A 26,977-nucleotide genomic window follows, 5' to 3' on the forward strand; every position below is an offset into this window, starting at 1 on the left:
GGCCGCGCGCCGCACCGCATCAATCGCGATTGCGCGCGATCCAGTCGCTGAACGCGCGGATCTTCTGCTGGCTGCCGCCGCTCTCCGGGTACACGAAGAAGTAGCGCGCGCCCGTCTCGAGCACGATGTCAAACGGCCGTTCGAGCCGGCGCGCGCTGACGTCGTCGTCGACGAGCGTCACGTCGCCGATCGCGACGCCGAAGCCTTGCATCGCGGCGTTCGTCGCAAGATCGAGCGTGTCGAAGGTCGGCCCGCGCTCGGGATCGACCGTGCGCACGCCCGCGTGCTCGAGCCATGCGCGCCAGTCGCGATGGTCGCGCGTCGGATGCAGCAGCGTATGGCGCGCGAGGTCGTCGACCGCGTCGAGCGGCGCCGTTTGCCGCAGCTCGGGCGCGCACACGGGCGTGAGCCGCTCGCCGAACAGCGGCAGCGCGACCACGCCGGCGCCCGGCGACGTGCCGTAGACGATCGCTGCGTCGAACGGCTCGGACGAGAAGTCGACCACGTGCTGCCATGCGGTCGTGATCTGCACGTGCAGATCGGGATGCTCGCCCTGAAAGCGCATGATGCGCGGCAGCATCCAGCGCATCACGCAGGTCGGCACCTTTAACGCGAGGTCGGTGCGCTGCCGCGTGAGCTTCGACGAAATGTCCTCGATCCGCGCGAAGCTCTCATTGACGACCGGCAGCAGCTGTTCGCCTTCGGCCGTCAGCGTCAGCCCCTTCGCATGCCGCTTGAACAGCGGGAAGCCGTAATGCGCCTCGAGCGTCTGGATCTGCCGGCTCACCGCGCCCTGCGTCACGCACAGCTGCTCGGCCGCGCGCGTGAAGCTGCCGTGACGGGCGACGGTCGAGAAGATCTGCAGCGCGTGCAAAGGCGGAAGTCGGCGCATGGCGAAGCGAAGTGAGCGGAAAGACGGCGCGCCGGCGGCGGCACGCGCTGCCGACACGATAAGGCAAACGCCCGCTCGACGCGAGTGCCGGCGCCGCGCCGGGCGCGCTATGCGGTTGCCGTCAGCGCGTTCGCGACGATCCGCGCGGCCGAGGCGATCACGTCGCTGCGCGGCGCGGCATCGGCGCGCGGCTGCGTGAACGACACGGCCATCACGATCGGCGCACGCGACGGCGGCCACAGCACCGCGACGTCCGTCGTCGTGCCATAGCCGCCCGCGCCACGCTTGGCGGCCACGCGCCAGCCCGGCGGCACGGCCGCGGCAGTGCCGTCGCCGCGCGCGCCGGCCGTCATCCAGTCGATCAGCTGCGCGCGCTGCGGCTCGCGCAGCGCATCGCCGAGCAGCAGCCGCTGCAGCGTGTCGACCATCGCGACCGGCGTCGACGTGTCGCGCACGTCGCCGGGCCCGACCGCATTCAGCTCGGGCTCCCAGCGATCGAGACGGAAGGTCGTATCGCCGCTTTCGCGGGCGAACGCCGTCACCGCCTGCGGGCCGCCGAGTACGTTCATCAGCAGGTTGCCGGCGCCCTTGTCGCCGGACTCGAGCATCGCCGCGCAGAGCTGCGCGACGGTCATGCCGGTGTCCGCGTGGCTTTCGGTCACCGGCGAGCCCGCGACGATCCCGTAACGGCGGTAGAGAATGCGGCGCGGCAGCAGCGATGCGTCGAGCGACGCACGCGCGAGGATCGCGGCGGCCGCGACGACCGCGTACGTGCCGCACAGCGGAAAGCGCTCGCGCGCGTGGTGCGCGATGCGCGCGCCGGTCGACGTGTCGAGCGCGGCGACGCCGAGCCGGCCGTCCGACGCCTTGTCGAGCGCGGCGAGTTCGGATTGGGCGCGATGCACGCGTCCCTGGTCGGCGACGGGCGCCGACGTGCACGCGGCGACGAACGGTGCCGCAACGGCGGCAAGCAACAGCGAGCGGCGTGTCGGTGAGTGTTCCATGAATGGCGTGATGTTCTGTCGGAATCGATCGCATCGCACGGCGCACATCGACGATGCGCGCGCCTTCGCATCGGCGCATGCTTCGCGGCGGCAGCCGCCGCCCACCGCGAACGCACGCACCGACGGCCTCACCCGTGAGGCGCGATGAACAGACCCTAGCGTATCAGCGAGCGCCGCCGCGTTCCAGCGGCGCGGCTGCGCGTTCGCGCCTCAGCCCTGCGGCGCAGGCAGATACGGCAGCGGATTGACCGGCTTGCCGTCGCGCCGCACTTCGAACAGCAGCGCGACGCGCGAGTTGTCGAGGTCGCCCATCTCGGCGATCTCGTCGCCCTGATGCACGACGTCGCCCGTCTTCACGAGCAGCTTGCGGTTGTGCGCGTACGCGGTCAGGAAATCCGCGTTGTGCTGGACGATGATCAGGCTGCCGTAGTCGTTGAGCCCGGTGCCCGCATACATCACGCGGCCGTCGGCGGCCGCGCGTACCGGGTCGCCGGGGCGGCCCGCGATCTGGATCCCCCGGTTCTGGCCGGGGCGGAACGGTTCGACGATCCGGCCGTGCGCGGGCCAGGCGAGCGCGACGCCGCGCGCGTGACGCTTCGTCTGCTGGACGACCTCGCGATCGCTGGCGCTCGACTCGCTCGACTCGCTCGGCCGCGCGGCGGCCGTCGCGTCGCTCGCGGCGGCCGGTGCCGTCGCCTGCGTGCTGCCCGTCGTCGCCGACGGCCGCTGCACGTCCTGCTTCACGATCCGCAATACCTGCCCGGTGCGCAGCCTGCTGCGCGCGCCGAGCTTGTTCCAGAGCCGCAGATCGGCGACGCTGCAGTCGTTCGCGTTTGCAATGCCCGTCAGCGTGTCGCCGCGCTTTACCACGTAGTCGTGCGCGACCAGAATCGGCGCAGGCGCCGGCACAGTTGCCGATGCCGCGGCGGGCTGCGCCGGCGCCGCCTGTCGCGCGGAGCCGGCAAGCGTATCGCTCGGCGGAACGGGCGGCGTGCTCGCGCAGCCGGCCATCGCGAGCACGGCAGCAAGGCCGGATGCCCATGCCGCGCGGCGATAGAGTCGATGCTTTTCCATCGTCGAACCGGTGCTACCGGTGTCCGTTTTACAAGCTTTCAAGCATCTCAAAAACGGAACGGCCGACGTGTAACCGGATGCAAACAATGATGACAAACGATCACCGGTCGTGGAGCCGGACGATATGGGTGACCCGCGCCCCGTGCGATTCAGGTAGCGATGACCGCGTCTTCTCGGAAAATCGGCATGATTTTCCGCCGCGTCGGCGGGCCGCCAACGCGGGCGCTCAGCGCATCCAGTCGATCAGTTCCGAGCACGCGTAGGCGATGCCGATGCAGAGGAACAGCAGATGCAGCGCGATCTTGAACGACACGCCCCACAACGAATCGATTTGCATGACGGTCTCCCCTTCGCGTTTGACGTCAGCATCATCGGTCGCCGGCCGTATCCTGAAAATGCGGAAGCGGCGAATCGCGTCTCAGGCAGCGCCTGAGCATCGCGCGCCCGATTCCCTGCTACCTTATCGGCGATCACACAACAACCCGGCCCCGCCATGCGCTTCGACCTGACCGACCTGCGGCTTTTCCTGAACATCTGCGAGGCCGGCACGATCACGGGCGGCGCCGAGCGCACGCACATCACGCTGCAGGCCGCGAGCGAGCGCATTCGCGGGATGGAGGACGAGCTCGGCGTGCCGCTGCTGCACCGGACCAAGGCGGGCGTGCATGCGACCGACGCCGGTCATGCCCTCGAACACCATGCGCGCACGGTGCTGCAGCAGATCGACCACATGCGCGGCGAACTGCAGCAGTACGGGCTCGGGCTGCGCGGCCATATCCGGCTGCTGTGCAACACCGCGTCGCTCAGCGAATATCTGCCCGACGCGCTGGCCGAGTATCTGCCGCGCCATCCGAAGCTGTCGATCAGCGTCGAGGAACGCTCGAGCCAGGAGATCGTGCACGCGATCCGCAGCAAGACGGCGGAGCTCGGCATCGTCGCCGATTCGGTCGGACTCGGCGGCCTCGAGCAGAAGCCGTTTCGCGAGGACTGGCTGATCGTCGTCGTGCCGGCCGCCCATCCGCTCGCATCGCGCGACGCGGTTGCGTTCGACGAGATCGTCGATGCGGATTTCATCGGCCTCACCGACGGCAGCGCGCTGCAGGTCCATCTCGCCGATCAGGCTCGCGCGCTCGGCAAGCGGATCCGCTATCGTGTGCAGTTGAAGAGTTTCGACGCGATCTGCCGCGTGATCGAAAGCGGTGTCGGGATCGGCATCGTGTCGCGCCACGCGGCGGAACGCGCGATGCAGACGATGGACGTGCGGCTCGTCGAGCTGTCCGATTCGTGGAGCCACCGGAAGCTGACACTCTGCGCGCGGTCGTTCGACGCGCTGCCGAAATATACGCGCGAGTTCGTCGCGTTCCTGTCGGGGGATACGCCGACGCAATGAATACGGTCGACGGCAGCGCGACGGCCGGCACGATGCCACTGTCGACCGACGACGAGGTACACAGATGACCGATACCGATCTTGCCGCGCACTACCGCGCGTATATCGACTGCCTCAACCGGCAGGACTGGGCGGCGCTCGGCCGCTACGTCGGCGACGACGTGATCCACAACGACCGGCCGCTCGGCCTGTCCGGCTACCGCGCGATGCTCGAGCAGGATTTCCGCGACATTCCGGATCTGCATTTCGAGATCGCACTGCTCGTCAGCGCGCCGCCGCACATCGCGTGCCGGCTGCAGTTCGCGTGTTCGCCGGCCCGCACGTTTCTGGGGCTGCCGGTCAACGGTCGAAAGGTGACGTTCTGCGAAAACGTGATCTATGCGTTTCGCGACGGCAGGATCCGGCGGGTCTGGTCCGTGATCGACAAGGCGGCGATCGAGGCGCAGCTGTAGCGCGGCCGCGTCGTGCGCCGGCGTGCCTGTTCGCGCGGCGCGGACGACGCGCACGATGCGCTCAGCGCCAGCCGGACGCGGCCATGTACGCGCCGAGCGCGAGCAGGCCGATGAAGAAGCATCGCCTGAACGCCTTCTCGCTCATCACGCGCCGCGCGTACTGGCCGCCTGCCATGCCCGCGAGCGCCGGCACGAGCGCGAGCGCCGACATGCCGAGATCGACCGTCTGCAGCGCACCCGAGACGCGCAGTTGCAAGCCGAGCGCAATCGTCGACGCGGTAAACGACAGGCCGAGCGCCTGAATCAGGTCGTCCTTCGATAGCCGCAGCGCCTGCAGATACGGGACGGCCGGCACGACGAACACGCCGGTCGCCGCGGTGACCGCGCCGGTCAGATAGCCGACGACCGCCGACAGCCATCGTTCGTGGCGACCCGGCGCCGGCAGCCGCGCGGCGGCGAGCCCCCACAGTCCATAGAGGATCAGCACGACGCCGAGCGCCGCATGCGTCCATCGGCTGCCGGTCGCGAGCGCCGGCAGGCCGCCGGCCAGCGTGCCGAGCGTCAGCCCCGCGAGCAGCGGCCACAGCCGGCGCAGCAGCGGCCCGAACGACGGACCGATCGCGAGCTGCCAGACGTTCGTGACGAACGACGGCACGAGCAACAGGCTCGCGGCCGCGGACGGCGGCATCGCGAGCGTCAGCAGCCCCATCGCGATCGTCGGCAGGCCGAGGCCGATCATTCCCTTGACCGCGCCGGCGAGCAGGAAGATCGCCGCGACGACCGTCAGCGTGTGAAGTGGCATGTGCAGGTTCATCCGTCCCGATGGATACGCGGCGTATCGTGCACGGTGGCGCAGCGGGGGACTATCTGGTTTTGCCTGACGCTGGCTCGGGGCGGTGGGTCGTGGGTCGCGGGCTAGGACCGACGGCTGCGACTCGCGGGCTGCAGGTTGCAGGCTGCTCGCGAGTCGCAAGATTGCGGGTCGCGTGGAGGCCGCGGACGGCGTGCGACTGGTCGCCGGCCGCCAGTTGCCGTGCTGTGCGGGTCAAAGGTCGATTCCGCGAATTGCCTGTCGCGGCTGCGAATCACACCGGCGAATCACCGGCCGCCGCGAGTGGCCCCTACGCCCTCCACCCCCACCCCGCACGCACCACATCGTCACGCGTGCCGGCCGCCGCCCTGCTCGCTATCGAGGTGCGCCATCTGTGCGGCCGGATAGCGTTCGCCCGCGGCCGCCCCGGCGGGAACCGCCGCTTCGATGCGTGCGATGTCATCGACCGTTAGTTGCATCGAGGACGCCTGCAACGCGTCTTGGAGCTGCGTGCGCTTGCGCGCGCCGATCAACGGCACGATGTCGTCGCCGCGCGACAGCACCCAGGCGATCGCGATCTGCGCCGGGTTGCTGCCCTTTTCGTCGGCAATCGTGCGCAACGCGCCGACGAGGGCAAGATTGTGTTCGAGATTCGCGCCCTGGAACCGCGGGCTCGCTGCGCGGAAATCGCGCTCGCGCGGCTGCGCCGTACTCCAGCCGCCGCCCAGCAGGCCGCGCGACAGCACGCCGTACGCGGTCACACCGATGCCGAGTGCACGGCACGTCGGCAGGATCGCGTCCTCGATCCCGCGCGACAGCAGCGAATATTCGATCTGCAGATCCGCGATCGGCGCGACGGCCGCCGCGCGGCGAAGCGTGTCGGCGCCGACCTCCGACAAGCCGATATGGCGCACGTAGCCCGCCTTGACGAGATCGGCGATCGCGCCGACCGTCTCCTCGATGGGCACCGCCGGATCGACGCGCGCCGGCCGGTAGAGATCGATGTAGTCGGTGCCGAGCCGCTTCAGCGTATAGGCGACGAAGTTGCGGATCGCGACCGGCCGCGCATCGTAGCCGGCGAAACCGCCGGCCGGATCGCGCAGCGCGCCGAACTTCACGCTGATCAGCACCTGCTCGCGCGTGCGGCCGCGCAGCGCATCGCGGATCAGCATTTCGTTGTCGCCCATCCCGTAGAAATCGCCGGTGTCGAGCAGCGTGATGCCGTGATCGAGCGCGGCGTGCAGCGTCGCGATGCTCTCGCCGCGGTCGGCCGGCCCGTAAAGATCCGACATGCCCATGCAGCCGAGCCCGATCGCCGATACCTGCGGGCCCGTGCGGCCCAGTTGACGTGTGTTCATATGCGTTCCTTCGCGTGGTGACCGATGGACCGCATTCTCGACGGAACGCCGCGCGCGATAAACGCGAAACGCGCAACCAAATCATTCGACGCTGATTAACAATGGAGGCTGTCCCAACCCGCCGGCTTTCGCTCCCCGCATGGATCATCTGCAAGCAATGCGCATCTTTGCGCGCGTCGCCCATCTCGGCAGCTTCACGAAGGCGGCCGAGCAGCTGCAACTGCCGCGCCCGACCGTCAGCAACGCGGTCCAGTATCTGGAAAAGCATCTGAAGGTGCGACTGCTGCAGCGGACGACGCGTCGCGTCGGGCTGACCGCCGAAGGCACGACCTACTACGAGCGCTGCGTGCGGCTGCTCGCCGATCTCGACGACGCGGAAACGCTGTTCGAGGAGGCTGGCGCGTCGCCGCGCGGCGTCGTTCGCGTCGATCTGCCCGAGCGTTTCGCGCTGCATCGCGTGATCCCGGCGCTGCCGGATTTCCACGCGCGCTACCCGGACCTGCGCGTCGTGGTCAGCACGACCGACCGCTTCGTCGACCTCGTCGCGGACGGCATCGACTGCGCGGTGCGCGTCGGCATGCTCTCCGACACGTCGCTGGTCGCGCGGCGCATCGGCGAGATGGCGCAGCTCAACTGCGCGTCGCGCGACTATGCGGCGCGCCACGGGTTGCCGCGTACGCCCGACGAACTGCCGGACCACGTCGCGGTCGGCTATTTCTCGAGCCGCACGGGCCGCGAACTGGACTGGGAATACACGGACATGGACACCGGCGACGTCCACACGGTGAAAATGCGCAGCATCGTGTCGGTGAACAGCTCGCAGGCGTATCTCGCGTGCTGCGTCGCGGGCCTCGGAATGATCCAGGCGCCGCGCGACGGCCTCGAGCCGCTGCTCGCGGACGGCACGCTGGTCGAGGTGCTGCCGGAATGGCAGGCGCCGCCGCTGCCGGTTGCGGTGGTGTTTCCGCACGGCCGCCATCTGGCGCCGCGCGTGCGGATCTTCGTCGACTGGCTCGCCGAGACGCTCGGCGACGTGAGCCGCGCGACCTGACGGGCCGCGTCGCGCGGCCGCCCGTCAGAACTTGTGACGAATCGCGGCGCGCACCGCGAACTGGTTCGAGGACGACGACGGGCCGTCGGTCCCGACCACGTAGCCGCCGTCGGCCGCGGTACCCGTGCGATCGCCGGCCACCTTTTGCCACGCGCCCTGCAGGTAGACGTCGGTGCGCTTCGACAGGCTGTAGTCGGCCATCAGCCCGACCGTGTGGTACTTCGGCTTGATCGACCCGGTCGCCGCATCGAACTTGCCGTCCGTATACACGTACTGCGCGCCGACGTAGAAAGCGGGCGTCAGCTGATACTTGCCGTTGACCTCGAAGTTGTCGAACTTCGTCGCGCCGAGCCCGAGGCCCGCGAACGTCGACGCCGGCAGATAAACGGTCGACACCGGGTTCTTCACGTCGGTCTTCGTGTAGACGAAGCCGACCGTCGCGGGCCCGAACGTGTAGTTCAGGCCGCCGCCGAAGACCCGCAGCCGCTCGGCGACGAAGTTCGCGTCGTCCGCGGCGATCGCACCCGCACCGCCGGCGCCCGGATGGTTCGCCTGCAGGTACGCGGCCGCGACCTGCAGCCCGGCGAGCGAATACTGCGCGCCGAGGCTGTACTGACGGTTGTTCGAGAAGCCCGTGCTATTGCTGAAGCTGTACGTGCCGCCGACCGACAGCCCGTTCCAGTCTGGGCTCGCGTACTTCACCGTGTTGTTCACGCGGAACGAGTTGTCGGTGTTGTCGTTGTCGAACGGATGCGAGAACAGCGTGCCGCCCCAGTTGCCGTTCGCGGTCAGCGGCGCGAGATAGTCGACGACCGAATCGTACTGGCGGCCGAACGTCAGCGTGCCGAAACGCGACGCGCTGAGGCCGACGAACACCTGTCGGCCGAACATCCGGCTGCCCTGCCCGAGCCGGCCGTTGTTCACGTCGAACCCGCTTTCGAGCGTGAAGATCGCCTTCAGCCCGCCGCCAAGATCCTCGCTGCCCTTGAGCCCCCAGCGGCTGCCCTGCGCATAGCCGCTCGCGAGCTGGTAGTCGGCCTTGCCCGCGCCGTTGACGCTCACGTTGTTCGTGTAGTTGAAGCCCTCGTCGATCACACCGTACAGCGTCACGCTGTCCTGCGCGAAGGCCGGCGCGGCAAACGCGGCGAGCGCGGCGGCAAAAATGACGTGCTTCCTCATGTCGGATCTCCGGAACCCGGCACCGGGCTGGCATGTGCCCGGCAATTGTTGGTTTGTTGTATGGCTGGTCCGCGCGGCGGACCGCGCGGCGTGCAGCCGCGCGACGACGAAATGGTGTCACGTCGAAATCCGGCCGTCCACCGACGCGCATGCCTGGCAGACAAAGCGTTGCGCCCTTCCAACTGCGTGTCCGGCCGCCCGCCGCGGCTGCCTTGCGGGCCGCGGCGCGGCGGGCCGCCATTCGCGTAAACCCGGAAGCGGCCGCATCGGTGGCACAATGCGCATCCATCATCATTTCGTCACGCAGTCATGCTTCACCCCGAACCCCGCGCGGCCCGTTGCCGCCGTGCCTGCGCCCGCGCCGGCCGCGAGGACGCGCGATGACCGCGCCCGCCCGGGCCGGCCGCTATGCCGAACTCGATTTCTTCCGCGGCCTCGTGCTGCTCGTGATCGTCGTCGACCATATCGGCGGCAGCATCCTGTCGCGCGTGACGCTGCACGCGTACGCGCTGTGCGACGCGGCCGAGGTGTTCGTATTCCTCGGCGGCTTCGCGACCGCAATCGCCTACAACTCGCTCGCCGAGCGCCACGACGAATCGGCAGCGCGCCAGCGCTTCATCCGGCGCGCGTTCGAGATCTACCGCGCGTTCCTCGTGACGGCCGGGCTGATGCTGCTGATCACGGCCGTGCTGAACGCGTTCGCGATCGACGGGCCGAACATGCCGACCAACGATCTCGACGGGCTGCTGCACCGGCCGCTCGCCGCGCTGCGCGACATCCTGCTGTTTCGCCGTCAGCCGTATCTCGCGTCGGTCCTGCCGATGTACGCGTTCTTCGCGCTGCTCGCGCCGCTCGCGCTGCCGCTCGCGCGCACGCAGCCGTGGCTGCTGCTCGCGTTCAGCGGATCGCTCTGGTACGCGGCGCCGCATGCGGCGCGCTTCCTGCCGACCGTCGACGGCGTACCGTGGGATTTCAATCCGTTCGCGTGGCAGTTTCTGTTCGTGCTCGGCGTGATCTCGCGCTGCCAGCCCGTCTACCAGACGCTCGCGCCGAAGCCGCAGGGCTGGCTGCTGAGCGTCGCGGCGCTTGCGATCGTCGCCGCGGGCGCGTATTACCGGCTGCGCATCGAGCCGTTCCCGACCGATCCGTCGATCAAGCAGAACCTCGGCGCGCTGCGGCTCGCGAACTTTCTCGCGATCGCGTGGCTCGCCGCGAAGCTCGTGCACCTCGGCTGGATGAAGAAGGTCGCGCACGCGATGCCGTGGATCGGCACGATCGGCCGGCAGGGGCTGCTGTGTTTCGTTGCCGGCACCGGAATCTCGCTCGCGGTCGATTCGGTGCTGTATCAGGCGACCGACGGCTATCTGAACGTGCCGCTCGGGCTCGCCGCCGACGTCGTCGCGATGGGGCTGCTGTATCTCGTCGCGAAACTCTATGCGCCGCTCATCGCGCGGCTGCCGTTCGGTTCGCGGCGCTGACATGCGGCGCCCTCGTCTGCTGCTACGATAGGCGGCGCCTTTTCTGACCCGATTCGCCATGCGTCGACTCGCCGTTCCGCTCGCCCTTGCCCTGATCGCCGGTTCCATCGCCACCGCGCGCGCCACGCCCGTCGCGTCCACCGCGCCATCGGGCGCGGCTGCGTCGTCGATCGCCACGCCGGCCGCGTCGGGCGCGACCCTCAACCCCGGCAGCAGCATCGTGCTGCGCACGTTCCGTTCGGCGTCGCTGCAGCGCGATTGGTCGTATACGGTCTACCTGCCGCCCGGCTACAACGCGGAAGGCGCGCGCTATCCGGTGATGTATCTGCTGCACGGCAACGCGGGCAACGCGAACGACTGGATCACGCAGGGCCGGCTGCAGGCGACGGCCGACACGCTGATCGAACGCCACGAGATTCCGCCGGTCGTGATCGTGATGCCGCAAGGCGGCACCGACTGGTACGTCGATCGCAAGGAGAAGATGCAAAGCGCGTTTCTGAACGACCTGCTGCCCGAAGTCGAGATGCACTTCGCGGTATCGAATCAGCGCGCCGGCCGCGCGATCGGCGGCGTGTCGATGGGCGGCTTCGGCGCGCTGCGCTTCGCGCTGCTCGAGCCGGGGCTGTTCTGCGGCGCGATGCTGCTCAGCCCCGCGATCTACGCGAACGAGCCGCCGCTCAATTCGGCGGCGCGTTACGTCGGCGTGTTCGGCGATCGCCAGTTCGACGCGCGCGTGTGGCACGAGCTGAACTATCCCGCGCTGATGCGCGGCTATTTCGCGCGCACGTGGCGCGTGCCGATGTTCATCGCGGCCGGCGACGACGATCTGACGATCCAGGCCGAATCGAGCCTGCTCTACACGCATCTGCGGCGCGCGCAGAATCCGGCCGAGCTGCGCATCGTCGACGGCGGCCATACGTGGGACGTGTGGCGCGGGCTGCTCGCGCCGGGGCTCAAGTACACGCTCGACTGCGTGAAGTAACGCGATGCGGCGCGTGCGCGATACGGCCGCATGCGCCGCGCTGCGCGTCGCCACGCGATGTCAGTTCCACGCGTGCCGCGCGGGCCGCACGCCGTTCAGATAGTAGTTGCCGACCAGATGGTATTTCCAGCGCACCGGATCGTGCAGCGTGTGCGTGCGCGCATTGCGCCAGTGTCGGTCGAGACCGTGCTCGGCGAGTGTCGACTGCGTGCCGGCCAGTTCGAACAGCTTCTCGCCCGCACGCAGGGCGATTTCGGTCGTCAGCACCTTCGCTTCGCCGACCGCGACCGACGCGCGTGCGACGTCGTCGTCGGTCACCGTGTCGCGCGCGCGAATTTCGTCGAGCGTGCGCGCCGCGCGCTCGAGCAGCGCTTCCGCCGCATGCAGCTCGATATGCAGACGGCCGACTTCGCGCAGCAGCAGCGGATCGTCCGACGCACGCTCGACGCCGCTGTCGACCCACGGCCGCGTACGCGTGCGCACGAACGCGAGCGTATCGTCGATCGCGGCCTTCGCGATGCCGGCATCGATTGCCGCCTGGATGATCTGCGATAGCGGACCGTTGAGCGTCGGCTCGTCCGACACACGATGCGCGGGCAGCACATGCGACGCAGGCACGCGCACGCCGTCGAGCACGACAGTGCCGCTCGCGGTCGTGCGCTGCCCGAACCCCGACCAGTCGTCGATCACGGTGAGCCCGCGTGCGGGCTGCGGCACGTAGGCGAGCCACGCGCGCTGCGCATCGTCGAGGCCGAGCACCGGCACGTAATGCGCGAACAGCGCACCGGTCGAGTAGAACTTCGTGCCGTCGACCACATAGTCGTCGCCGTCGCGACGCACGCGTGTCTTCAGATCGAGCACGTGCTTCGTGCCCTTCTCCGAGAAGCCGTTGCCGAACCGTTTGCCGCGCAGCACTTCGCCGAAGAAGTAGCGCTTCTGCGCGTCGGTTCCGGTCAGCGCGATTACGTCGACGAGCCCGAAATGGTTCTGCGGCAGTTGCCCGAGCGACGCGTCGGCTGCCGCGACGATTTTCACGACTTCGGTCAGCGTCAGATGCGACACGCCTGCACCGCCGTATGCCTTCGGCACCGTGATCGCCCACAGCCCCGACTGCGAGAACCATTCGATTTCGTCGTACGGCAGCCGCCGCTCGCGATCGCGATCGGCGGCGCCTGCCGCGAGCCGCTGTGCGAGCGCATGCGCGGCAGCGATCGCCTGGGCATCGTCGGCGATCACGCGGGCGGTCTGCGCTTGCGTATCGGCCGGCGGTTCGTGAATCGTCGCGCTCGTGTCTGACATCGGGCACTCCTGTCGAATCGGGAAAGCCTTCAATCTAGCAGCGCGCGTCGGCACGGCCAACCGAGCGATCGTCGTAACGATATTCGTTCGGATCACAAACGACAGGCTGCCGTCCGCCTGCGCGCCATGACGTCGCAATCGCTGCTCGAGTGTCGCCGCGGCGCGCAGCGCGCGCGTCATGCCTGACGACGATAACGATGTGCGAATCCGTTATTGGAATGCGCGCGGCGCGCTTCCTATACTGGCCTGCCCGGCGCGACCGCGCCGCCTTTCGAGGAACGCCGCATGACTTCGTCGCACATCGACACCGACCTCTCCGCGGGCACCGACTACGACACGCTCGCGCGCCGCTTTCGCCCGATCTTCGACCGGATCGCCGCAGGCGCTGCCGATCGCGAACGCCGTCGCGAACTGCCGCACGAAGCGATCGGCTGGCTGAAGGCCGCGGGCTTCGGCGCGGTCCGGTTGCCGGTCGGCGACGGCGGTGCAGGCGCATCGCTGCCGCAGTTGTTTCGTCTGCTGATCGAACTCGGCGCCGCCGATTCGAATCTGCCGCAGGCGCTGCGCGGACACTTCGCCTTCGTCGAGGACTGGCTGAACGCGCCGCCCGGCCCCGCACGCGCGACATGGTTCGACCGCTTCGCGAGCGGCCAGCTCGTCGGCAACGCGTGGACCGAGGCCGGCGACGTGCCGCTCGGCCGGACCGTCACGACGCTATCGGCCCGCGACGGCCGGCTCGTGCTGAACGGCCGGAAGTTCTACAGCACCGGCAGCCTGTTCGCCGACTGGATCGACGTCTTCGCGCAGCGCGAGGACGGCAGCGACGTGATCGTCGCGGTCGCGACCGCACAGCCCGGCGTGATCCGCGAAGACGACTGGGACGGCTTCGGGCAGACGACGACCGGCAGCGGTACGACGCGCTTCGTCGATGCGGCGGTCGACGCCGACGACGTGATCGACTTCGCACGCCGCTTCAAGTATCAGACCGCGTTCTACCAGCTCTTCCACGTCGCGACGCTGGCCGGCATCGGACGCGCGATCGTGCGCGACGCGGGCGAGCGCGTGCGCGGCCGCACGCGCGTGTACAGCCACGGCAATGCCGCGCGCGCGGCCGACGACGCGCAGCTTCAGCAGGTGATCGGCGAGATCGCGTCGTGGGCGTACGGCGCCGAGGCGCTCACGCTGCGCGCCGCGCAATCGCTGCAGCTCGCGTACGACGCGCACTTCGGCGGCGACGATGCGGCCGAGCTGGCCGCGAACGTTGCGGCCGAAATCGAATCCGCGCAAAGCCAGCTCGTCGTGTCCGATCTCGTGCTGCGCGCGGCGACGCGGCTGTTCGACGCGCTCGGCGCGTCGGCGACACGCAGCGCGACCGCGCTCGACCGCCACTGGCGCAACGCACGCACGGTGTCGTCGCACAACCCGCTCGTCTACAAGGCGCGGATCGTCGGCGACTGGGTGATCAACGGCCGCACGCCGCCGTTCGTCTGGCGTGTCGGCAACGGCACGGATGGCGTCGCGGGAGCGGCGCGATGAGCAAGACCATTCGCTTCAACGCGTTCGAGATGAACTGCGTCGGCCACCAGTCGCCGGGGCTGTGGGCGCATCCGCGCGACCGCTCGTGGCAGTACAAGGATCTCGACTACTGGACCGACCTTGCCCGCGTGCTCGAACGCGGGTTCTTCGATGCGATCTTCATCGCCGACGTGATTGGCTACTACGACGTCTATCAAGGCAGTCACTACCATGCGCTGCGCCAGGCCGCGCAGATTCCGGTCAACGATCCGCTGCAGCTCGCCGCGCCGATCGCGATGGCGACCGAGCATCTCGGCATCGGCATCACGGCGTCGACGACGTTCGAGCATCCGTATACGTTCGCGCGCCGGCTGTCGACCGCCGATCATCACACGAAGGGCCGGCTCGCATGGAACATCGTCACGTCGTACCTCGAAAGCGGCGCGAAGAACGTCGGCGATCGCGGGCTGCGTACGCACGACGATCGCTATGCGGTCGCGGCCGAATACGTCGAGGTGCTGTACAAGCTGTTCGAGGGGAGCTGGGAGGACGGCGCGGTGGTCCGCGATCGCGACGGCCGCGTGTTCACGCATCCGGAGAAAGTGCACGACATCGGCCACAAGGGGCGGTTCTTCGAGGTGCCCGGCTGCCATCTGTGCGAACCGTCGCCGCAGCGCACGCCGGTGCTGTTCCAGGCCGGCGCATCGGGCCCCGGCAAGGCGTTCGCCGCTCGGCATGCCGAATGCGTGTTCGTCGCCGCGCCGACGCGCGCGCAGCTTGCGCGCTACGTCGCCGACATCCGCACGCAGGCCGTCGCGGCCGGGCGCGACGCGCGCAGCGTGCTGATCTACACGCTCGTCACGGTGATCGTCGGCGAGACCGACGCCGAGGCGCAGGCGAAGTTCGACGAATACCGCCGCTACGTCTCGTACGACGGCTCGCTGGTGTTCATGTCCGGCTGGACCGGCATCGACTTCGGTCAGTACGCGCGCACCGATCCCGTTAAGCGCGTCGACACGAACGCGATCGTGTCGGCGGTCGAGCATCTGGCCGGCGGCGATACGACGTGGACGATCGAGGAGCTCGCGGCGTGGGGCGGCATCGGCGGCATGGGGCCAGTCTTCGTCGGGTCCGCACAGACCGTCGCCGACATCCTGCAGGAGTGGGTCGACACGACCGACGTCGACGGCTTCAATCTCGCGTATGCCGTCGCGCACGAGACGTTCGAGGACGTCGTGCGCTATCTGGTACCGGAACTGCAGCGACGCGGCGTGTACCCGAACGCATACGCGCCCGGCACGCTGCGGGAAAAGCTGTTCGGCGGCTCCGCACGACTGCCGGACACGCATCCGGCCGCGCGCTTTCGCGATCTCGCGCGCAGCGAGCGTGACGCACATGCATCCGTTTGACCGCCGCAGGGCATCGGCGGCCGCGGCCGCCGATGCCGCCGCTCATGCGTGCGGATCCGCATCGATGTCGCGCGCGGTCGGCTCGTAGCGCACGATCAGCAGGAACACGATCGGCGTGATTGCGCTGACCGCCACCACCCAGAACATGTCGGTACCGAGCCGCGCCTGCAGGATCGGCAGTACGAACAGCGCCAACGCCTGACCGATCCCGCACAGCGAGCGGCCGAAGCCGACGCCGGTGCCGCGGATCGTCGCCGGATACGACAGCGTCGGATAGATCATCATCTGCGCGCCGGGGCCGAAGCCTTCCGCGAACAGCCAGGTGCCGAGCATCAGCAGCACGAAGCCGACCGCGAGTGCACCGTGCGGATGCCCGGCCAGCGCGAGCGCGACGAGCGCGACGAACTGCAGCGCGAAGCCGGCGATCGCGACGTGCCGCGAGGGATAGCGGTACGCGAGCCGCATCCCGAGCAGGCCGCCGGTGAACGCGAACAGCACGTTCAGCGCGAGCGACGCGGCAATCGTCTCGAACGCGCCCGCACCGAGGAACTGCGACAGGATCGACGGCAGGAAGAACGCGATCGCCGTGTATTCGAACGGGATGCACAGATTCATCACGCTCGCGACGATCGTGCGGCCGAGATACGGCCGCTCGAACAGTGCGCGAATCCGCACCGGCGGCGCGCTCGGCTCGCGCGGCCGGTCCTGCGCTTCGTGCGCGTGAATCCCGTACGACTCGCGCAGAATGCGCGCCGCGTTCGCGAGATCGCCTTGGTTGGCGGCCCACAGCGGCGATTCGTTCATGAAGCGGTTGCGCACGAGAATGATGGCGAGCGCCGGCACCGCACCGAAAATCAGCGACGCGCGCCAGAGCCACCCGGCATGCTCGGCCGGCAACAGAAAGTACAGGCCGAAGATCAGCAGAAAGCAGACCGACGACGCGACGTACCACATCGGGCACCACGCGGCCAGCCGCGACGCCTTGTTGCCGCGGCCGCCGAACTTCGAAAATTCGGCGAGAAACGCCATCGCGACCGGCAGGTCGATGCCGACGCCGAGCCCCATCACGAAGCGAGCGCCGATCAGCACCCACACGTTCGGCGCGAGGCCGGCCGCGATCGCGGCGATCACGAAAAACAGCATGTCGGCCATGAAGACCTGATAGCGGCCGATGCGGTCGGTCAGCCAGCCGCCGAGCAGGCTCCCGAAGATCGTGCCGATCATGATCGCGGAACCGACGAGCCCGGTCAGCGCGGGTGTCAACGCGAACTCGCGCGCGACGTCGTCTATGCCGTACGACAAGGTCGTCAGGTCGTACGCATCGAGAAACACGCCACCGAGCGCGAGCAGCACGATCATGCGCGCGTGGCTGACGGACGCATCCGTCGTGTTGATCAGACGCGCGACATCGCTTGCGGAGCGAATCGGCGTGGAAACCGGCGTGATGGCATTCAGATCGATCGAACTCATTGCACTCCCTCGTTGCACCGGCGAACCGGCGGTATCGGCACCGCGCGATCGGCGCGCATGCGCCGCGCGCGTGTGCGGGCAGCGAAGATTCTGGGCGGTCGGCGTCGGTATCCCAACCGATATAAATCGATAAATTTTTCGGCGTGCACGATAACGGCGCGCGCGTCGCGCTTAGCAGCCGCACGCATGTGCAATCGCGGATTTCTTGGTTATCGCCGCGCCGGCGCTTCGGTACAGTGCTCGGTCATCCTGCCTGTTCGCGGCACGTTGCCGCCCTTCCGGAGATCTCACGATGAAGCTGTCCTGGTTCCGCGCGTGGCAAGCCGCGGCCGCTTTCGCCGTCGCGCTCGCCGCTGTCGTGTCGCCGTGTGCGCACGCGGCCGCCCCCGCGGAAATTCGCGTCGACTACGCGTACTACTCGCCCGAAAGTCTCGTGATCCGCCATTTCGGCTGGCTCGAAGACGCGTTCAAGGCCGATCGCACGTCGGTGCGCTGGGTACTGAGCCTCGGCAGCAATCGCGCACTCGAATACCTGAACAGCGGCGCGGTCGACTTCGGGTCCGCAGCGGGTCTCGCATCGGTGCTCGCGCGCGCGAACGGCAATCCGATCCATGCCGTCTATGTGTTCTCGCGCCCCGAGTGGACCGCACTCGTCGTACGCAAGGATTCGCCGATCCGCTCGCTGGCCGATCTGAAAGGCAAGAAGATCGCCGCAACGCGCGGCACCGATCCGTTCCTGTTCACGCTGCGCGCCTTGCATACCGTCGGCTTGACGCGCGACGACGTGGAACTCGTGAACCTCCAGCATCCGGACGGCCGCACCGCGCTCGCGAACGGTCAGGTCGACGCGTGGGCCGGCCTCGATCCGCATATGGCGGCCGCGCAGCTCGACGACGGCGCGCGCCTGCTGTATCGCAACGTCGCGTTCAACACGTATGGGCTGCTCAATGTGCGCGACGCGTTCGCGCGCCAGTATCCGGAGGCCGTCACGCGCGTGCTGCAGGTCTACGAGCGCGCGCGCGAATGGATCGTCGCGCATCCGGACGAAACCGCGCGAATCGTCGCCGACGAATCGAAGGTGTCGCTGCAGGTCGCGACGCTGCAGCTGCAGCGCAACGATTTCGGCGACCCGGTGCCCGGCGAGCGCCAGCGCGCGGCGCTGAAGGCCGCCGCACCGGTCCTGACGGCCGAACAACTGATCAAGCCGGGCGTCGATCCCGCGAAGATCGTCGATACGCTGATCGATCCGGCGTTCGTGCGCCCGATCGCCACCGCGTCGCACTGACATGTCGCGGCTCTCGCCTACCGTCGCGCGCGACGACGCGCTCGTCCGCCGCCCTTGCGCGCCGCCGCGTGCGCCGTGCCGCGACCCGTTGCGCGCGTGGCGCATCGCCGGCATCGCGCTGCCGTTCGCCGCGCTCGCGCTGATTGAGTTCGGCGTGCGGCGCGGCGGGTTGCCGGCCAATCTGGTGCCCGCGCCGAGCGAGATATTCGATACGCTCGCGCGAATGGGCGCCGCGCGCGTCGCGCGCCACGTCGGCGCGAGTGCGTTGCGGGTGGCCGCCGGCTTCGCGATCGGCGCGTCGCTCGCGCTCGTCGTCGGCGCGGCGATGGGCGTGAGCCGGCGCATCGACGCGCTGCTCGAGCCGACGTTCCAGGCGCTGCGCGCGATCCCGTCGCTCGCGTGGGTGCCCGTCCTGCTACTCTGGCTCGGCATCGACGAAGCGCCCAAGATCACGCTGATCGCGATCGGCGCGTTCTTCCCCGTTCATCTCGCCGTGGTCGCCGGGATACGCAACGTGGATCGCAAGCTGATCGAGCTCGGCGCGCTGTACCGCCTGCGCCCGCTCGCGCTGTTCCGCCGGATCCTGCTGCCGGCCGCGCTGCCGCAGATCGTCACGGGCCTGCGCACGGGCCTGAGCCTCGCGTGGATGTTCATGGTCGCGGCCGAGCTGATCGCGGCCACGCGCGGCCTCGGCTTTCTGCTCAGCGACGGCCGCGAAACCGGGCGCCCCGATCTCGTATTCGGCGCGATCCTGCTGCTCGCGCTACTCGGCAAGCTGACCGACGGCGCGATGCGGCGCATCGAGCTGCACTGGCTCGGCTGGCGCGACGCGACCGCCGGCACGTCGCGGGACGCATCGCGATGAGCGCGCGCCTGCCGTCGCCCGATGCGGCCCGCGCGACCGATACGCCGCTGCTCGACCTGCGGATCGCGCACAAGTCCTACGGCGACCGCCCGATCCTCGCCGACATCGCGCTGCAGCTCGCGCACGGCGAGATCGTCTGTATCGTCGGCCCGAGCGGCTGCGGGAAGAGCACGTTGCTGCGGATCGTCGCCGGTCTCGATACCGCGTTTCGCGGCCGCGTGACGCTCGACGGCGTCGCGCTCGCCGCACCGTCGCCGCGTATCGGGCTGATTTTCCAGGAGCCGCGGCTGCTGCCGTGGCTGTCGATCGCCGACAACGTCGGCTTCGCGGCCGGGCCGCGCGGCGGACGTGCGCCGAGCGTCGCACGGCTGCTCGACGAAGTCGGGCTGGCGGATGTCGCGCAGCAGCTGCCGGCTACCTTGTCGGGCGGGATGGCGCAGCGCGCGGCAATCGCACGCGGGCTGTTCGGCGAACCCGATCTGCTGCTGCTCGACGAACCGTTCAGCGCAGTCGACGCGATCACGCGGATGCGCCTGCAGCGGCTGCTGCTCGACGTCGTCCGCCGACGCCGGATGGCGGCGATCGTCGTCACGCACGATCTCGACGAAGCGTTGTATCTCGGCGATCGCGTGCTGCTGCTCGCGCCGAATCCGGGCCGGCTCGACGACGCGTTTCGTGTCGATGTGCCGCGGCCGCGCGACCGCGGCGATCCGCGGCTCGGCGCGCTACGTGTGAGGCTGCTGCATGCGTTCGCGCGTTTCGACGAAGCTGCGCAGCGCGCCGACGACGAGGTACAGGCGTCCGCATCCGGCATCCGGGCCGACTGAACGACGACGAGCGCAACTGCGCTCGACGCAGCCGATCCGTTTGCGCGCGATCGCCGAGCAGCCTCGTCACGCCGAGCGATGCATCGTCGACAGCGGTCATACGCGGGACGTGCGGCGCGGGCTGCTCGGGCAGGGCTTGACGTCTGCGCTGGCGTGCGTGAAGCGAGACGGGCAGCGCTGGCCGCCCGTTTTTCATCGCGCCCGACGTCGATCGGCCATGCGCCGAACTGCCCATCCGGATAATGCCGGCCGCCGCGGCGCACCGCGGCGTCACGGTGCCGATATCGTGTCTGCCCGGCTCACAGCCACGTCCCGCCCTGCCGCTCGCTCGGCGTCTGTTCGAGCGCGTCGAAATCATGAATCCAGTCGAGGTGATGCAGCACGCGATCGCGCTCGGCGAGACGCGCATTGCGCGCCTGCGCGGCGGGCCCGTCAGGCAGATGCAGCACGTCGGCGGCAGAGATCGATGCGTACTGCACCTTGCGCGTACGACCGCGGCGCAGGCGCTCGTAGGCTTCCTGCGCTTCGCGCCAGTTGCCGGGCCCGGCCTTTGCCAGTTGCGCCGCCAGCACGACCGCATCCTCGATCGACTGGTTCGCGCCCTGCCCGTGATGCGGCACGAGCGCATGCGCGGCATCGCCGATCAGCGTCACGCGTCCGCGGCTCCAGCGACCGAGCGGCGGCCGATGGAACAGGCCCCAGCGCTGACTGATCGGCACGGCGGTAATCATCTGCACGACCGCCGGATGCCAGTCGCGGAACAGTCGCAGCTGCTCGCCCTCTTCTGCCGGCATGACCCAGTCGCGCGACGGCCACGGCGACGGGTGGCGCTCGACCAGCAGGAAGTTCTGATCGCCTTTGTCGCCGATCGGATAGTGCAGCAGATGCCCGTGCGGCCCGATCCAGAACTGGATGGTCTCGGGATCCGGCAGCAGGTCCATGCGTTCGGCCGGCACCACGCCGCGAAAACCCGAGCAGCCCGAATACAGCACGTCGTCGTAACCGAGCATCCAGCGCCGCGTGATCGAGCGCGCACCGTCTGCGCCGATCACGAGATCCGCCTCGACGCGCCGGCCGTTGTCGAAACTCAGCGTGACGTGATCCGGATGCTGCGCGAGATCGACGAGACGATGGCCGAGATGGATGCAGTCGAGACCGACCGCCTTCGACAGCACGGCCTGCAGATCGGCGCGATGGACGCCCCAGTACGCGCCGCCGAATTGCCGCCGATAGCTCGGCTCGCCGCGATGATGGCCGATCACCGCGCCGCTGCGTCCGTCGCGATAGACGAGAGCCGGAATCTCCGCACACGCCGCGTCGAACTGCGGACGCAATCCCATGCGTTCGTAGAAGCGCGTCGCGTTGGCCGACAGCGCGACGGCCGCGCCGACTTCGCGCAACTCGCCGGTCTGTTCATAGAGCTGCGCGTCGATGCCGTGCTCGCGCAGCGCGAGCGCCAGCGTCAGGCCGCCGATGCCGGCGCCGACGATCGCGATCGTCAGATTCGTCTGCATGATGAAGGTGTCTCCGATATTCAGATTGTGGGTTCCGCAGGGACGCGGCGGACGCCGCAGTCAGGTCGAACGCAGGCGTCGTACCGGTATTGTCGGAAGCAGGGTTTCATCCCACAATAAAATGCATGGAATCCGCTTCATCACTGAATGAAATAATCGGGAGCCACGCCAACCATGGAACTGAGCGACCTCGATCTCAATCTGCTGTTGCTGTTCCAGCGGCTGATGCAGGAACGGCGCGTGTCGACCGTCGCCGAGCAGATGAACATGAGTCAGCCGGGCGTGAGCAACGCGCTTGCGAAGCTGCGTCGACGGCTCGGCGATCCGCTCTTCGTGCGCGGGCCGGGCGGTGTCGTGCCGACGCCGTTCGCGCTGCGTCTGGCCGAACCCGTTTCGCACGCGCTCGCGACGCTGCACGCCGCGCTCAATCCCGAGACCGGCTTCGACCCGCAGCACGCCGTGCGCACGATCACGATCGGCATGACCGATATCGGCGAAGTCGTGTTCCTGCCGGCGTTGCTGGAACGCCTCTCGCAGACAGCGCCCGGCATCGTGCTGAACACCGTGCGCAACACGAGCGTGAACCTCGGCGACGAAATGGCCGAGGGTCGCGTCGACCTCGCGATCGGGCTGCTGCCGCAACTGCAGGGCGGCTTCTATCAGCGCAGGCTGTTCGATCAACGGTATGTGTGCCTGTTTCGGCGCGGGCATCCGCTCGAGGCCGCGCCGCTCACGCTCGACGCGTGGCGCGACGCCGGGCATCTGGTCGTGGTGTCGGCCGGGACCGGCCATGGACAAGTGGACGAATGGTTGAAGCGGCGTCGCGTGACGCGCAACGTGCGGCTGACGGTGCCGCACTTCATGAGCGTCGGCTATATCCTGCAACGCACGGACCTGATCGCGACGGTGCCGGAGCATCTCGCGCTGCAGCTCGCGACGCCGTTTTCGCTAAGCTGGCGTGCGCTGCCGGTGACGCTACCCGGCGCACCGATTCATATGCTGTGGCACGCGCGGGTGAATCAGGACGAGTGCAACCGCTGGCTGCGTGACGTCGTCGTCGAGTTGTTCGCGGAGGCCGGCGCGCGCCAGCGGAAATCGGGACCGGCGCGAAAGAAATAGGCGCGTGTACGATGTCGCGTCACAGGCGACGGAAGCTTGCGACGACATCGCGCGTGCGTCTGCGCCCCCCCTTCAACCTAGCAGGAATTCAAGCCATGTCTGTCTCGAAGCAATTCGCAGCCGTCACGGGCGCCGGATCCGGCATCGGTCGTGCGGCGGCCGTCGCGCTCGCCGGCGCGGGATTCACCGTCGCGCTGATCGGGCGTACGGAAGCGTCGTTACGCGAAACGCAAGAAGCGATTCACACCGCGGGCGGCGACGCGCACGTGTTTCCCGCCGACGTCACCGACGAAGTGTCGGTGGACCACGCGTTTGCGCAGATCGAGCAGCAGTTCGGCCGGCTCGACGTGCTTTTCAACAATGCCGGACGCAACGCGCCGCCCGTTTCCCTCGACGCATACGAGCTCGACGTCTGGAACGCCGTGGTTGCAACCAATCTGACCGGCGTGTTCCTCTGCGCGCGGGCGGCCTGGCGCATCATGAAGGCGCAGACGCCGCAAGGCGGCCGCATCATCAACAACGGCTCGATCTCGGCGTACTCGCCGCGCCCCGAGACGATCGCGTACACGGCCACCAAGCATGCGGTGACCGGAATCACGCGGTCGCTGGCGCTGGACGGCCGCGCGTACAACATCGCCTGCGGTCAGATCGACATCGGCAACGCGGCGACCGCGCTCACGGAACGCATGACGCAAGGCGTGCCGCAGGCGGATGGCAGCATGGCGCCGGAGCCGCGCATGGACGTCGCGCATGTCGCGAACGCGGTCGTGCAGATGGCCAGCCTGCCGCTGGACGCGAACATTCTGAACATGACGATCATGGCGACGACGATGCCGTTTGTGGGGCGTGGGTAGGTTTGGCCGCGCGGCACGACTGCGCCCGTTCATCGCCCGACGCATTGCCGAGCATCGAGCGTCGACATCGCGAGACCGGATACGTGAGGTCGTGCCGCGCTCGGCGGCGCCAGGTCAGATCGCGCGGACTACCGCAATCTTGCCAATCAGGACGAGATAGGAAATCGGCCAGAATATCAGCGCGCGGACTTTAGTCGAGAATACGTTGTGTAGCGTGTTATAGACCGGATGGAACGTGATCAAATTTCGCAACACCGTACGGTTCAAGAAAATACCGCAGGCGAAGTAAACGACAAAGTAGACGATCACTGCCTTGCTTATGCCAGCGATCACTGCGCCAGCAATCAATGCGACCACGGCTCCCACGTAGAACCCGAAAGCCTTACCAAGTGACATCAGCCCGCCGCCCCCCTGAACGGCGTCGTCGCTCGCGATACTCATTTTTTCTCCTTATCGAATTGAACGGGTTATTTCGGGCGGCCCTAATTCGGCTGCCCAACCCGGAAGTATCGGCATACGGAGGGAAAACTTTAGGGCGATACGATATTGTCCGATTGAACGCGTCCGACGATTTCAGACTGGCTGTGAAGCTTGGATTTTCTATGAGAGGTTCTCATAGGCTCAACCGGCATGTTTTAAAAAACCTTCAAACATCCGCATCCGGAATCCGCGCCGACTGAATGACGACCAGCGTATCGCCCGCCTCGATCCGGCACGGCGGATCCTCGTAGAACGACTGGATCTTCCCGCAGCGATCGAGGCCGACGACGATCGCGCCCGGCACCATGTTCGTCATGCAGCCGACCTCGTGCGGCAGCGCCTCGCGCTCGACCAGCGTCGCGCGCCCGCGCGTCGACAGCATGTCGTTCACGAACGGCACGATATAGCGGCTATGCACGGCATCGGCCAGCAGCAGCGCGCCGATCTTCGTCGACGACACGATCACGTCCGCGCCGGCCTGCCGCAATTGCCGCTGATACAGATTCTCCTGGATGCGCACGACGATCTTCGTCTCGGGCGCGATGCTACGTACCGACAAGGTCAGCAGAATCGCGGTCGGATCGTCGGTCACCGAGATGATCACGGCTTTCGCCGCGCGCACCTGCGCCTGGCGCAGCAGATCCTCTTGCGCGGGATCGCCGAGCAGCCCCGTCACGCCGAGCGCGGTCGCCGCTTCGAGCGCCTGCTGCTGCGCATCGATCACGATGATCGTCGAGGGCTCGACGCCGCTTTCGAGCAGCTCGCGCACCGCGATCGACCCGGACAGCCCGTAGCCGCACACGACGATGTGATCGGTCAATTGCTTTTGCAGCCGTTTCATGCGGAATTCCTCGATGACGCGCTGGATCACGAACTGATACGCCGTGCCCAGAAAGATGAACCAGATGACGATGCGGATCGGCACGATGAAGAACGCATCGATCAGCCGCGCACGCGCGGTGACGGGTACGATGTCGCCGTAGCCGACCGTCGCGACCGTCACCATCGTGAAATAGACGAGATCGGCGATGCTCATCGGCGTGCTTTTCGTCGAATCGCGCAGCCCGTCGCGATCGAGATACAGCGCGAAGAACGCGAGCACGCACAGCAGCAGCACCGCGCCGAGGCGAAACAGCAGCGTGCGGCGCGGCGACGTCGCGGGACGCGTAAACAACGTGCGTGTGCGCGGCGCCTGCCACGGATCGCGCGCGCGGCGCAGCCGCGAACGCAGTGAACGACGCTGGGCGGAAGGCGAAGCCAACGGGAAGTCTCCTGAACGATGCGGGCTCGATTCTACGATGCGGCGGCGCGCACGCGTCCGTCACAGCATGCTGCGCGGCGGCACCATCGTGCCGTCGACGAAACGTCGCGCGCGAAACGCCGACAGATCGAGCGACGGTGCGCCCGTGTCGATCCATTCGGCGAGCAGCCGCCCGACGATCGGCCCCATCGCGAAGCCGTGACCGCAGAATCCCGTCGCGATCGTGAGGCCCGCCGGCGTGTCGGGTGCGTCGATCACCGGAATCCCGTCCGGCAGCACGTCGATCAGCCCGGCCCAGGCCTCGACGATCTGCGCATCCTTCAGCACGGGGAAGATCGCCTTCAGCTTTTCGAGCGCGCGCGGCGCATGCGAACGGTTCGGTTGCGGCAACGGATCGCGCGGCTCGATCGCGTCGAGGCCGCCTGCGAGCCGCGCAAGCACGTCGCGCCACGCGGCGCCGTTCAGATGCAGACGGAATTTCTCGCGCTGCGACCAGAACGCCGGCCAGAACAGGCTAAGCCCGCGCAAGTGGCCGAGCGTCAGATCGACGTCGACCTGCATGTCGTCGGCGAGATTGATCGCGCCGTTCTTGCGCTGCCGGATGCCGAGGCCATGCCCCCAGATCGTCGACGCGGATACCGGCGGCACCACATTGGTGCGCATACAGGTGCCGCGCACCGCCTGCTGCGGCAGCCGGATGCCGACGCCGTCGAGCAGCCGGAAACTCGTCGCGCCGGCCGCGCAGATCACGCGCCGCGTGCGGATGGTGCCGCGCTCCGTGGCCACGCCGGTCACCGCGCCGCCGCCCGTCTCGATCGCGGTCACGCCGCAGCCTTCGAAGAAGCGCGCGCCGGACTCGATCGCGCGCGCGGCGAACGCGGCGGCCACGCGGCGCGGTTCGGCCTGGCCATCGCTTTCGGTATAGAGGCCGCCGAGCGTGCGCGCATCGGTCGACAGCCCGCGCACGCGCTCGTCGATCTGCGCGCGCGTCAGCGTGCGCGTATCGAGCCCGTGCTCGCGTGCGACGGCGAGCCACGCCTGAAACGACTGCCAATCCGTTTCGTTGTCCGCAATATAGAGACAGCCGCCTTGCCGCCATTCGAGATCGAAACCGAGCGTTTCCTCTAATTTTTCCCAGATGCGCATGCCTGCCATCATCAGCGGCACTTCTGCCGATTCGCGCCCCTGCTGCCGCACGAAGCCCCATGCACGCGTCGACTGCTGCCCGGCGATGCGCGACTTGTCGAGCACCACGGCCTTCAGGCCGCGCTGTCCGAGGTAGTACGCGGCCGCACACCCCATGATGCCGGCGCCGGCGATCACGACGTCGGCTTCGGTCGGAAACGGCGCGTCGGCGCGCGTGAGCGCATCGTGCAGCGGGTAAATTGTCGTCATTATTTCTTGTTCGG

At 68.3% G+C, this 26,977-nt stretch carries 24 protein-coding genes; 12 read left to right on the forward strand and 12 right to left on the reverse strand.

Annotation, left to right across the window (positions count from 1 at the left end):
• Positions 1 to 19 precede the first annotated feature (19 nt).
• The 3 genes from NP80_RS09170 to NP80_RS09180 all read right to left on the reverse strand — a co-directional run bounded on the left by NP80_RS09170 (position 20) and on the right by NP80_RS09180 (position 2,970).
• Positions 20 to 892 carry a LysR substrate-binding domain-containing protein gene (locus NP80_RS09170; protein ID WP_035487593.1) on the reverse strand — a complete coding sequence of 291 codons (873 nt, stop codon included), beginning with the start codon at positions 890 to 892 and terminating at the stop codon, positions 20 to 22.
• A 107-nt stretch (positions 893 to 999) separates the two neighbouring features.
• Positions 1,000 to 1,896, reverse strand: coding sequence for a class A beta-lactamase (gene bla / locus NP80_RS09175; protein ID WP_045593556.1), 897 nt, complete (start codon positions 1,894 to 1,896; stop codon positions 1,000 to 1,002).
• 210 nt (positions 1,897 to 2,106) lie between these two features.
• Positions 2,107 to 2,970, reverse strand: coding sequence for a peptidoglycan DD-metalloendopeptidase family protein (locus tag NP80_RS09180; protein ID WP_035946512.1), 864 nt, complete (start codon positions 2,968 to 2,970; stop codon positions 2,107 to 2,109).
• A gap of 493 nt (positions 2,971 to 3,463) precedes the next feature.
• Here NP80_RS09180 and NP80_RS09185 point away from each other — a divergent pair, with 493 nt between their 5' ends.
• Complete coding sequence (locus NP80_RS09185) at positions 3,464 to 4,360, forward strand: LysR substrate-binding domain-containing protein (protein ID WP_006409764.1); 897 nt, start codon at positions 3,464 to 3,466, stop codon at positions 4,358 to 4,360.
• Between the two features lie 64 nt (positions 4,361 to 4,424).
• Positions 4,425 to 4,811: an ester cyclase gene (locus tag NP80_RS09190; RefSeq protein WP_006409772.1), complete on the forward strand. Its 387-nt coding sequence runs from the start codon at positions 4,425 to 4,427 to the stop codon at positions 4,809 to 4,811.
• Between the two features lie 61 nt (positions 4,812 to 4,872).
• Here the strand turns inward: NP80_RS09190 and NP80_RS09195 are convergent, their stop codons facing one another.
• Complete coding sequence (locus NP80_RS09195) at positions 4,873 to 5,613, reverse strand: sulfite exporter TauE/SafE family protein (RefSeq protein WP_006403268.1); 741 nt, start codon at positions 5,611 to 5,613, stop codon at positions 4,873 to 4,875.
• A gap of 356 nt (positions 5,614 to 5,969) precedes the next feature.
• On the reverse strand, positions 5,970 to 6,980 hold the full coding sequence (locus tag NP80_RS09200; RefSeq protein WP_006409774.1) for an aldo/keto reductase: 1,011 nt from the start codon (positions 6,978 to 6,980) through the stop codon (positions 5,970 to 5,972).
• A gap of 139 nt (positions 6,981 to 7,119) precedes the next feature.
• Between NP80_RS09200 and NP80_RS09205 the strand changes: the two genes are divergently transcribed.
• Complete coding sequence (locus NP80_RS09205; RefSeq protein WP_006403266.1) at positions 7,120 to 8,031, forward strand: LysR family transcriptional regulator; 912 nt, start codon at positions 7,120 to 7,122, stop codon at positions 8,029 to 8,031.
• Positions 8,032 to 8,055: 24 nt separating this feature from the next.
• Here the strand turns inward: NP80_RS09205 and NP80_RS09210 are convergent, their stop codons facing one another.
• Positions 8,056 to 9,210, reverse strand: a complete 1,155-nt coding sequence (locus NP80_RS09210; protein ID WP_006409788.1) for a porin — start codon at positions 9,208 to 9,210, stop codon at positions 8,056 to 8,058.
• 380 nt (positions 9,211 to 9,590) lie between these two features.
• Between NP80_RS09210 and NP80_RS09215 the strand changes: the two genes are divergently transcribed.
• Positions 9,591 to 10,688 (forward strand): OpgC domain-containing protein, encoded by a 1,098-nt coding sequence (locus tag NP80_RS09215; RefSeq protein ID WP_006409779.1) that lies wholly within the window; start codon positions 9,591 to 9,593, stop codon positions 10,686 to 10,688.
• Between the two features lie 58 nt (positions 10,689 to 10,746).
• Complete coding sequence (locus NP80_RS09220; protein ID WP_006409767.1) at positions 10,747 to 11,670, forward strand: alpha/beta hydrolase; 924 nt, start codon at positions 10,747 to 10,749, stop codon at positions 11,668 to 11,670.
• A 60-nt stretch (positions 11,671 to 11,730) separates the two neighbouring features.
• Here NP80_RS09220 and NP80_RS09225 read toward each other — a convergent pair whose 3' ends face one another.
• Complete coding sequence (locus tag NP80_RS09225; protein WP_035946510.1) at positions 11,731 to 12,969, reverse strand: SfnB family sulfur acquisition oxidoreductase; 1,239 nt, start codon at positions 12,967 to 12,969, stop codon at positions 11,731 to 11,733.
• Positions 12,970 to 13,254: 285 nt separating this feature from the next.
• Here NP80_RS09225 and NP80_RS09230 point away from each other — a divergent pair, with 285 nt between their 5' ends.
• Both NP80_RS09230 and NP80_RS09235 read left to right on the forward strand, forming a co-directional pair.
• Positions 13,255 to 14,505 carry an acyl-CoA dehydrogenase family protein gene (locus tag NP80_RS09230; RefSeq protein WP_035487588.1) on the forward strand — a complete coding sequence of 417 codons (1,251 nt, stop codon included), beginning with the start codon at positions 13,255 to 13,257 and terminating at the stop codon, positions 14,503 to 14,505.
• Positions 14,502 to 15,893: an LLM class flavin-dependent oxidoreductase gene (locus tag NP80_RS09235; RefSeq protein ID WP_006409762.1), complete on the forward strand. Its 1,392-nt coding sequence runs from the start codon at positions 14,502 to 14,504 to the stop codon at positions 15,891 to 15,893. The genes NP80_RS09230 and NP80_RS09235 overlap by 4 nt, the downstream gene beginning before the upstream one ends.
• 42 nt (positions 15,894 to 15,935) lie before the next feature.
• Here the strand turns inward: NP80_RS09235 and NP80_RS09240 are convergent, their stop codons facing one another.
• The gene (locus NP80_RS09240; RefSeq protein WP_006409769.1) at positions 15,936 to 17,363 is read right to left on the reverse strand and encodes an MFS transporter; all 1,428 of its coding nucleotides are present in this window, start codon (positions 17,361 to 17,363) and stop codon (positions 15,936 to 15,938) included.
• Between the two features lie 292 nt (positions 17,364 to 17,655).
• Here NP80_RS09240 and NP80_RS09245 point away from each other — a divergent pair, with 292 nt between their 5' ends.
• From NP80_RS09245 to NP80_RS09255, 3 genes are read left to right on the forward strand one after another with little or no spacing between them, the layout of a single operon-like run.
• Entirely contained in the window at positions 17,656 to 18,648 is a 993-nt protein-coding gene (locus NP80_RS09245; RefSeq protein WP_006409784.1) for an aliphatic sulfonate ABC transporter substrate-binding protein, read from the forward strand.
• Position 18,649: 1 nt separating this feature from the next.
• The gene (locus tag NP80_RS09250) at positions 18,650 to 19,513 is read left to right on the forward strand and encodes an ABC transporter permease (protein ID WP_006409780.1); all 864 of its coding nucleotides are present in this window, start codon (positions 18,650 to 18,652) and stop codon (positions 19,511 to 19,513) included.
• A complete protein-coding gene (locus NP80_RS09255) occupies positions 19,510 to 20,340 on the forward strand; it encodes an ABC transporter ATP-binding protein (RefSeq protein ID WP_006409782.1) in 831 nt (276 codons plus the stop codon). The genes NP80_RS09250 and NP80_RS09255 overlap by 4 nt, the downstream gene beginning before the upstream one ends.
• 299 nt (positions 20,341 to 20,639) lie before the next feature.
• Here NP80_RS09255 and NP80_RS09260 read toward each other — a convergent pair whose 3' ends face one another.
• Positions 20,640 to 21,854: an FAD-dependent monooxygenase gene (locus NP80_RS09260; RefSeq protein WP_006409770.1), complete on the reverse strand. Its 1,215-nt coding sequence runs from the start codon at positions 21,852 to 21,854 to the stop codon at positions 20,640 to 20,642.
• 174 nt (positions 21,855 to 22,028) lie between these two features.
• Between NP80_RS09260 and NP80_RS09265 the strand changes: the two genes are divergently transcribed.
• Both NP80_RS09265 and NP80_RS09270 read left to right on the forward strand, forming a co-directional pair.
• On the forward strand, positions 22,029 to 22,973 hold the full coding sequence (locus NP80_RS09265) for a LysR family transcriptional regulator (protein ID WP_006409763.1): 945 nt from the start codon (positions 22,029 to 22,031) through the stop codon (positions 22,971 to 22,973).
• A gap of 95 nt (positions 22,974 to 23,068) precedes the next feature.
• A complete protein-coding gene (locus NP80_RS09270) occupies positions 23,069 to 23,827 on the forward strand; it encodes an SDR family oxidoreductase (protein ID WP_006403252.1) in 759 nt (252 codons plus the stop codon).
• Between the two features lie 114 nt (positions 23,828 to 23,941).
• On the opposite strand, the gene NP80_RS09275 is transcribed toward NP80_RS09270, so the two are convergent.
• From NP80_RS09275 to NP80_RS09285, 3 genes are all read right to left on the reverse strand, one after another.
• Entirely contained in the window at positions 23,942 to 24,268 is a 327-nt protein-coding gene (locus NP80_RS09275; protein ID WP_006408453.1) for a hypothetical protein, read from the reverse strand.
• A 205-nt stretch (positions 24,269 to 24,473) separates the two neighbouring features.
• The gene (locus NP80_RS09280) at positions 24,474 to 25,568 is read right to left on the reverse strand and encodes a potassium channel family protein (protein ID WP_006409766.1); all 1,095 of its coding nucleotides are present in this window, start codon (positions 25,566 to 25,568) and stop codon (positions 24,474 to 24,476) included.
• A 60-nt stretch (positions 25,569 to 25,628) separates the two neighbouring features.
• Positions 25,629 to 26,963, reverse strand: coding sequence for an NAD(P)/FAD-dependent oxidoreductase (locus tag NP80_RS09285; protein WP_006409771.1), 1,335 nt, complete (start codon positions 26,961 to 26,963; stop codon positions 25,629 to 25,631).
• Positions 26,964 to 26,977: the final 14 nt, after the last annotated feature.

The organism is Burkholderia multivorans ATCC BAA-247 (assembly GCF_000959525.1).
GTDB classification, from domain to species: Bacteria; Pseudomonadota; Gammaproteobacteria; order Burkholderiales; family Burkholderiaceae; genus Burkholderia; species Burkholderia multivorans.

Excerpts from the sequence above, each read along its gene's own strand:
- NP80_RS09170 (WP_035487593.1), bottom strand. The coding sequence starts at position 892 with ATGCGCCGACTTCCGCCTTTGCACGCGCTGCAGATCTTCTCGACCGTC.
- bla (WP_045593556.1), bottom strand. The coding sequence starts at position 1,896 with ATGGAACACTCACCGACACGCCGCTCGCTGTTGCTTGCCGCCGTTGCG.
- NP80_RS09180 (WP_035946512.1), bottom strand. The coding sequence starts at position 2,970 with ATGGAAAAGCATCGACTCTATCGCCGCGCGGCATGGGCATCCGGCCTT.
- NP80_RS09185 (WP_006409764.1), top strand. The coding sequence starts at position 3,464 with ATGCGCTTCGACCTGACCGACCTGCGGCTTTTCCTGAACATCTGCGAG.
- NP80_RS09190 (WP_006409772.1), top strand. The coding sequence starts at position 4,425 with ATGACCGATACCGATCTTGCCGCGCACTACCGCGCGTATATCGACTGC.
- NP80_RS09195 (WP_006403268.1), bottom strand. The coding sequence starts at position 5,613 with ATGCCACTTCACACGCTGACGGTCGTCGCGGCGATCTTCCTGCTCGCC.
- NP80_RS09200 (WP_006409774.1), bottom strand. The coding sequence starts at position 6,980 with ATGAACACACGTCAACTGGGCCGCACGGGCCCGCAGGTATCGGCGATC.
- NP80_RS09205 (WP_006403266.1), top strand. The coding sequence starts at position 7,120 with ATGGATCATCTGCAAGCAATGCGCATCTTTGCGCGCGTCGCCCATCTC.
- NP80_RS09210 (WP_006409788.1), bottom strand. The coding sequence starts at position 9,210 with ATGAGGAAGCACGTCATTTTTGCCGCCGCGCTCGCCGCGTTTGCCGCG.
- NP80_RS09215 (WP_006409779.1), top strand. The coding sequence starts at position 9,591 with ATGACCGCGCCCGCCCGGGCCGGCCGCTATGCCGAACTCGATTTCTTC.
- NP80_RS09220 (WP_006409767.1), top strand. The coding sequence starts at position 10,747 with ATGCGTCGACTCGCCGTTCCGCTCGCCCTTGCCCTGATCGCCGGTTCC.
- NP80_RS09225 (WP_035946510.1), bottom strand. The coding sequence starts at position 12,969 with ATGTCAGACACGAGCGCGACGATTCACGAACCGCCGGCCGATACGCAA.
- NP80_RS09230 (WP_035487588.1), top strand. The coding sequence starts at position 13,255 with ATGACTTCGTCGCACATCGACACCGACCTCTCCGCGGGCACCGACTAC.
- NP80_RS09235 (WP_006409762.1), top strand. The coding sequence starts at position 14,502 with ATGAGCAAGACCATTCGCTTCAACGCGTTCGAGATGAACTGCGTCGGC.
- NP80_RS09240 (WP_006409769.1), bottom strand. The coding sequence starts at position 17,363 with ATGAGTTCGATCGATCTGAATGCCATCACGCCGGTTTCCACGCCGATT.
- NP80_RS09245 (WP_006409784.1), top strand. The coding sequence starts at position 17,656 with ATGAAGCTGTCCTGGTTCCGCGCGTGGCAAGCCGCGGCCGCTTTCGCC.
- NP80_RS09250 (WP_006409780.1), top strand. The coding sequence starts at position 18,650 with ATGTCGCGGCTCTCGCCTACCGTCGCGCGCGACGACGCGCTCGTCCGC.
- NP80_RS09255 (WP_006409782.1), top strand. The coding sequence starts at position 19,510 with ATGAGCGCGCGCCTGCCGTCGCCCGATGCGGCCCGCGCGACCGATACG.
- NP80_RS09260 (WP_006409770.1), bottom strand. The coding sequence starts at position 21,854 with ATGCAGACGAATCTGACGATCGCGATCGTCGGCGCCGGCATCGGCGGC.
- NP80_RS09265 (WP_006409763.1), top strand. The coding sequence starts at position 22,029 with ATGGAACTGAGCGACCTCGATCTCAATCTGCTGTTGCTGTTCCAGCGG.
- NP80_RS09270 (WP_006403252.1), top strand. The coding sequence starts at position 23,069 with ATGTCTGTCTCGAAGCAATTCGCAGCCGTCACGGGCGCCGGATCCGGC.
- NP80_RS09275 (WP_006408453.1), bottom strand. The coding sequence starts at position 24,268 with ATGAGTATCGCGAGCGACGACGCCGTTCAGGGGGGCGGCGGGCTGATG.
- NP80_RS09285 (WP_006409771.1), bottom strand. The coding sequence starts at position 26,963 with ATGACGACAATTTACCCGCTGCACGATGCGCTCACGCGCGCCGACGCG.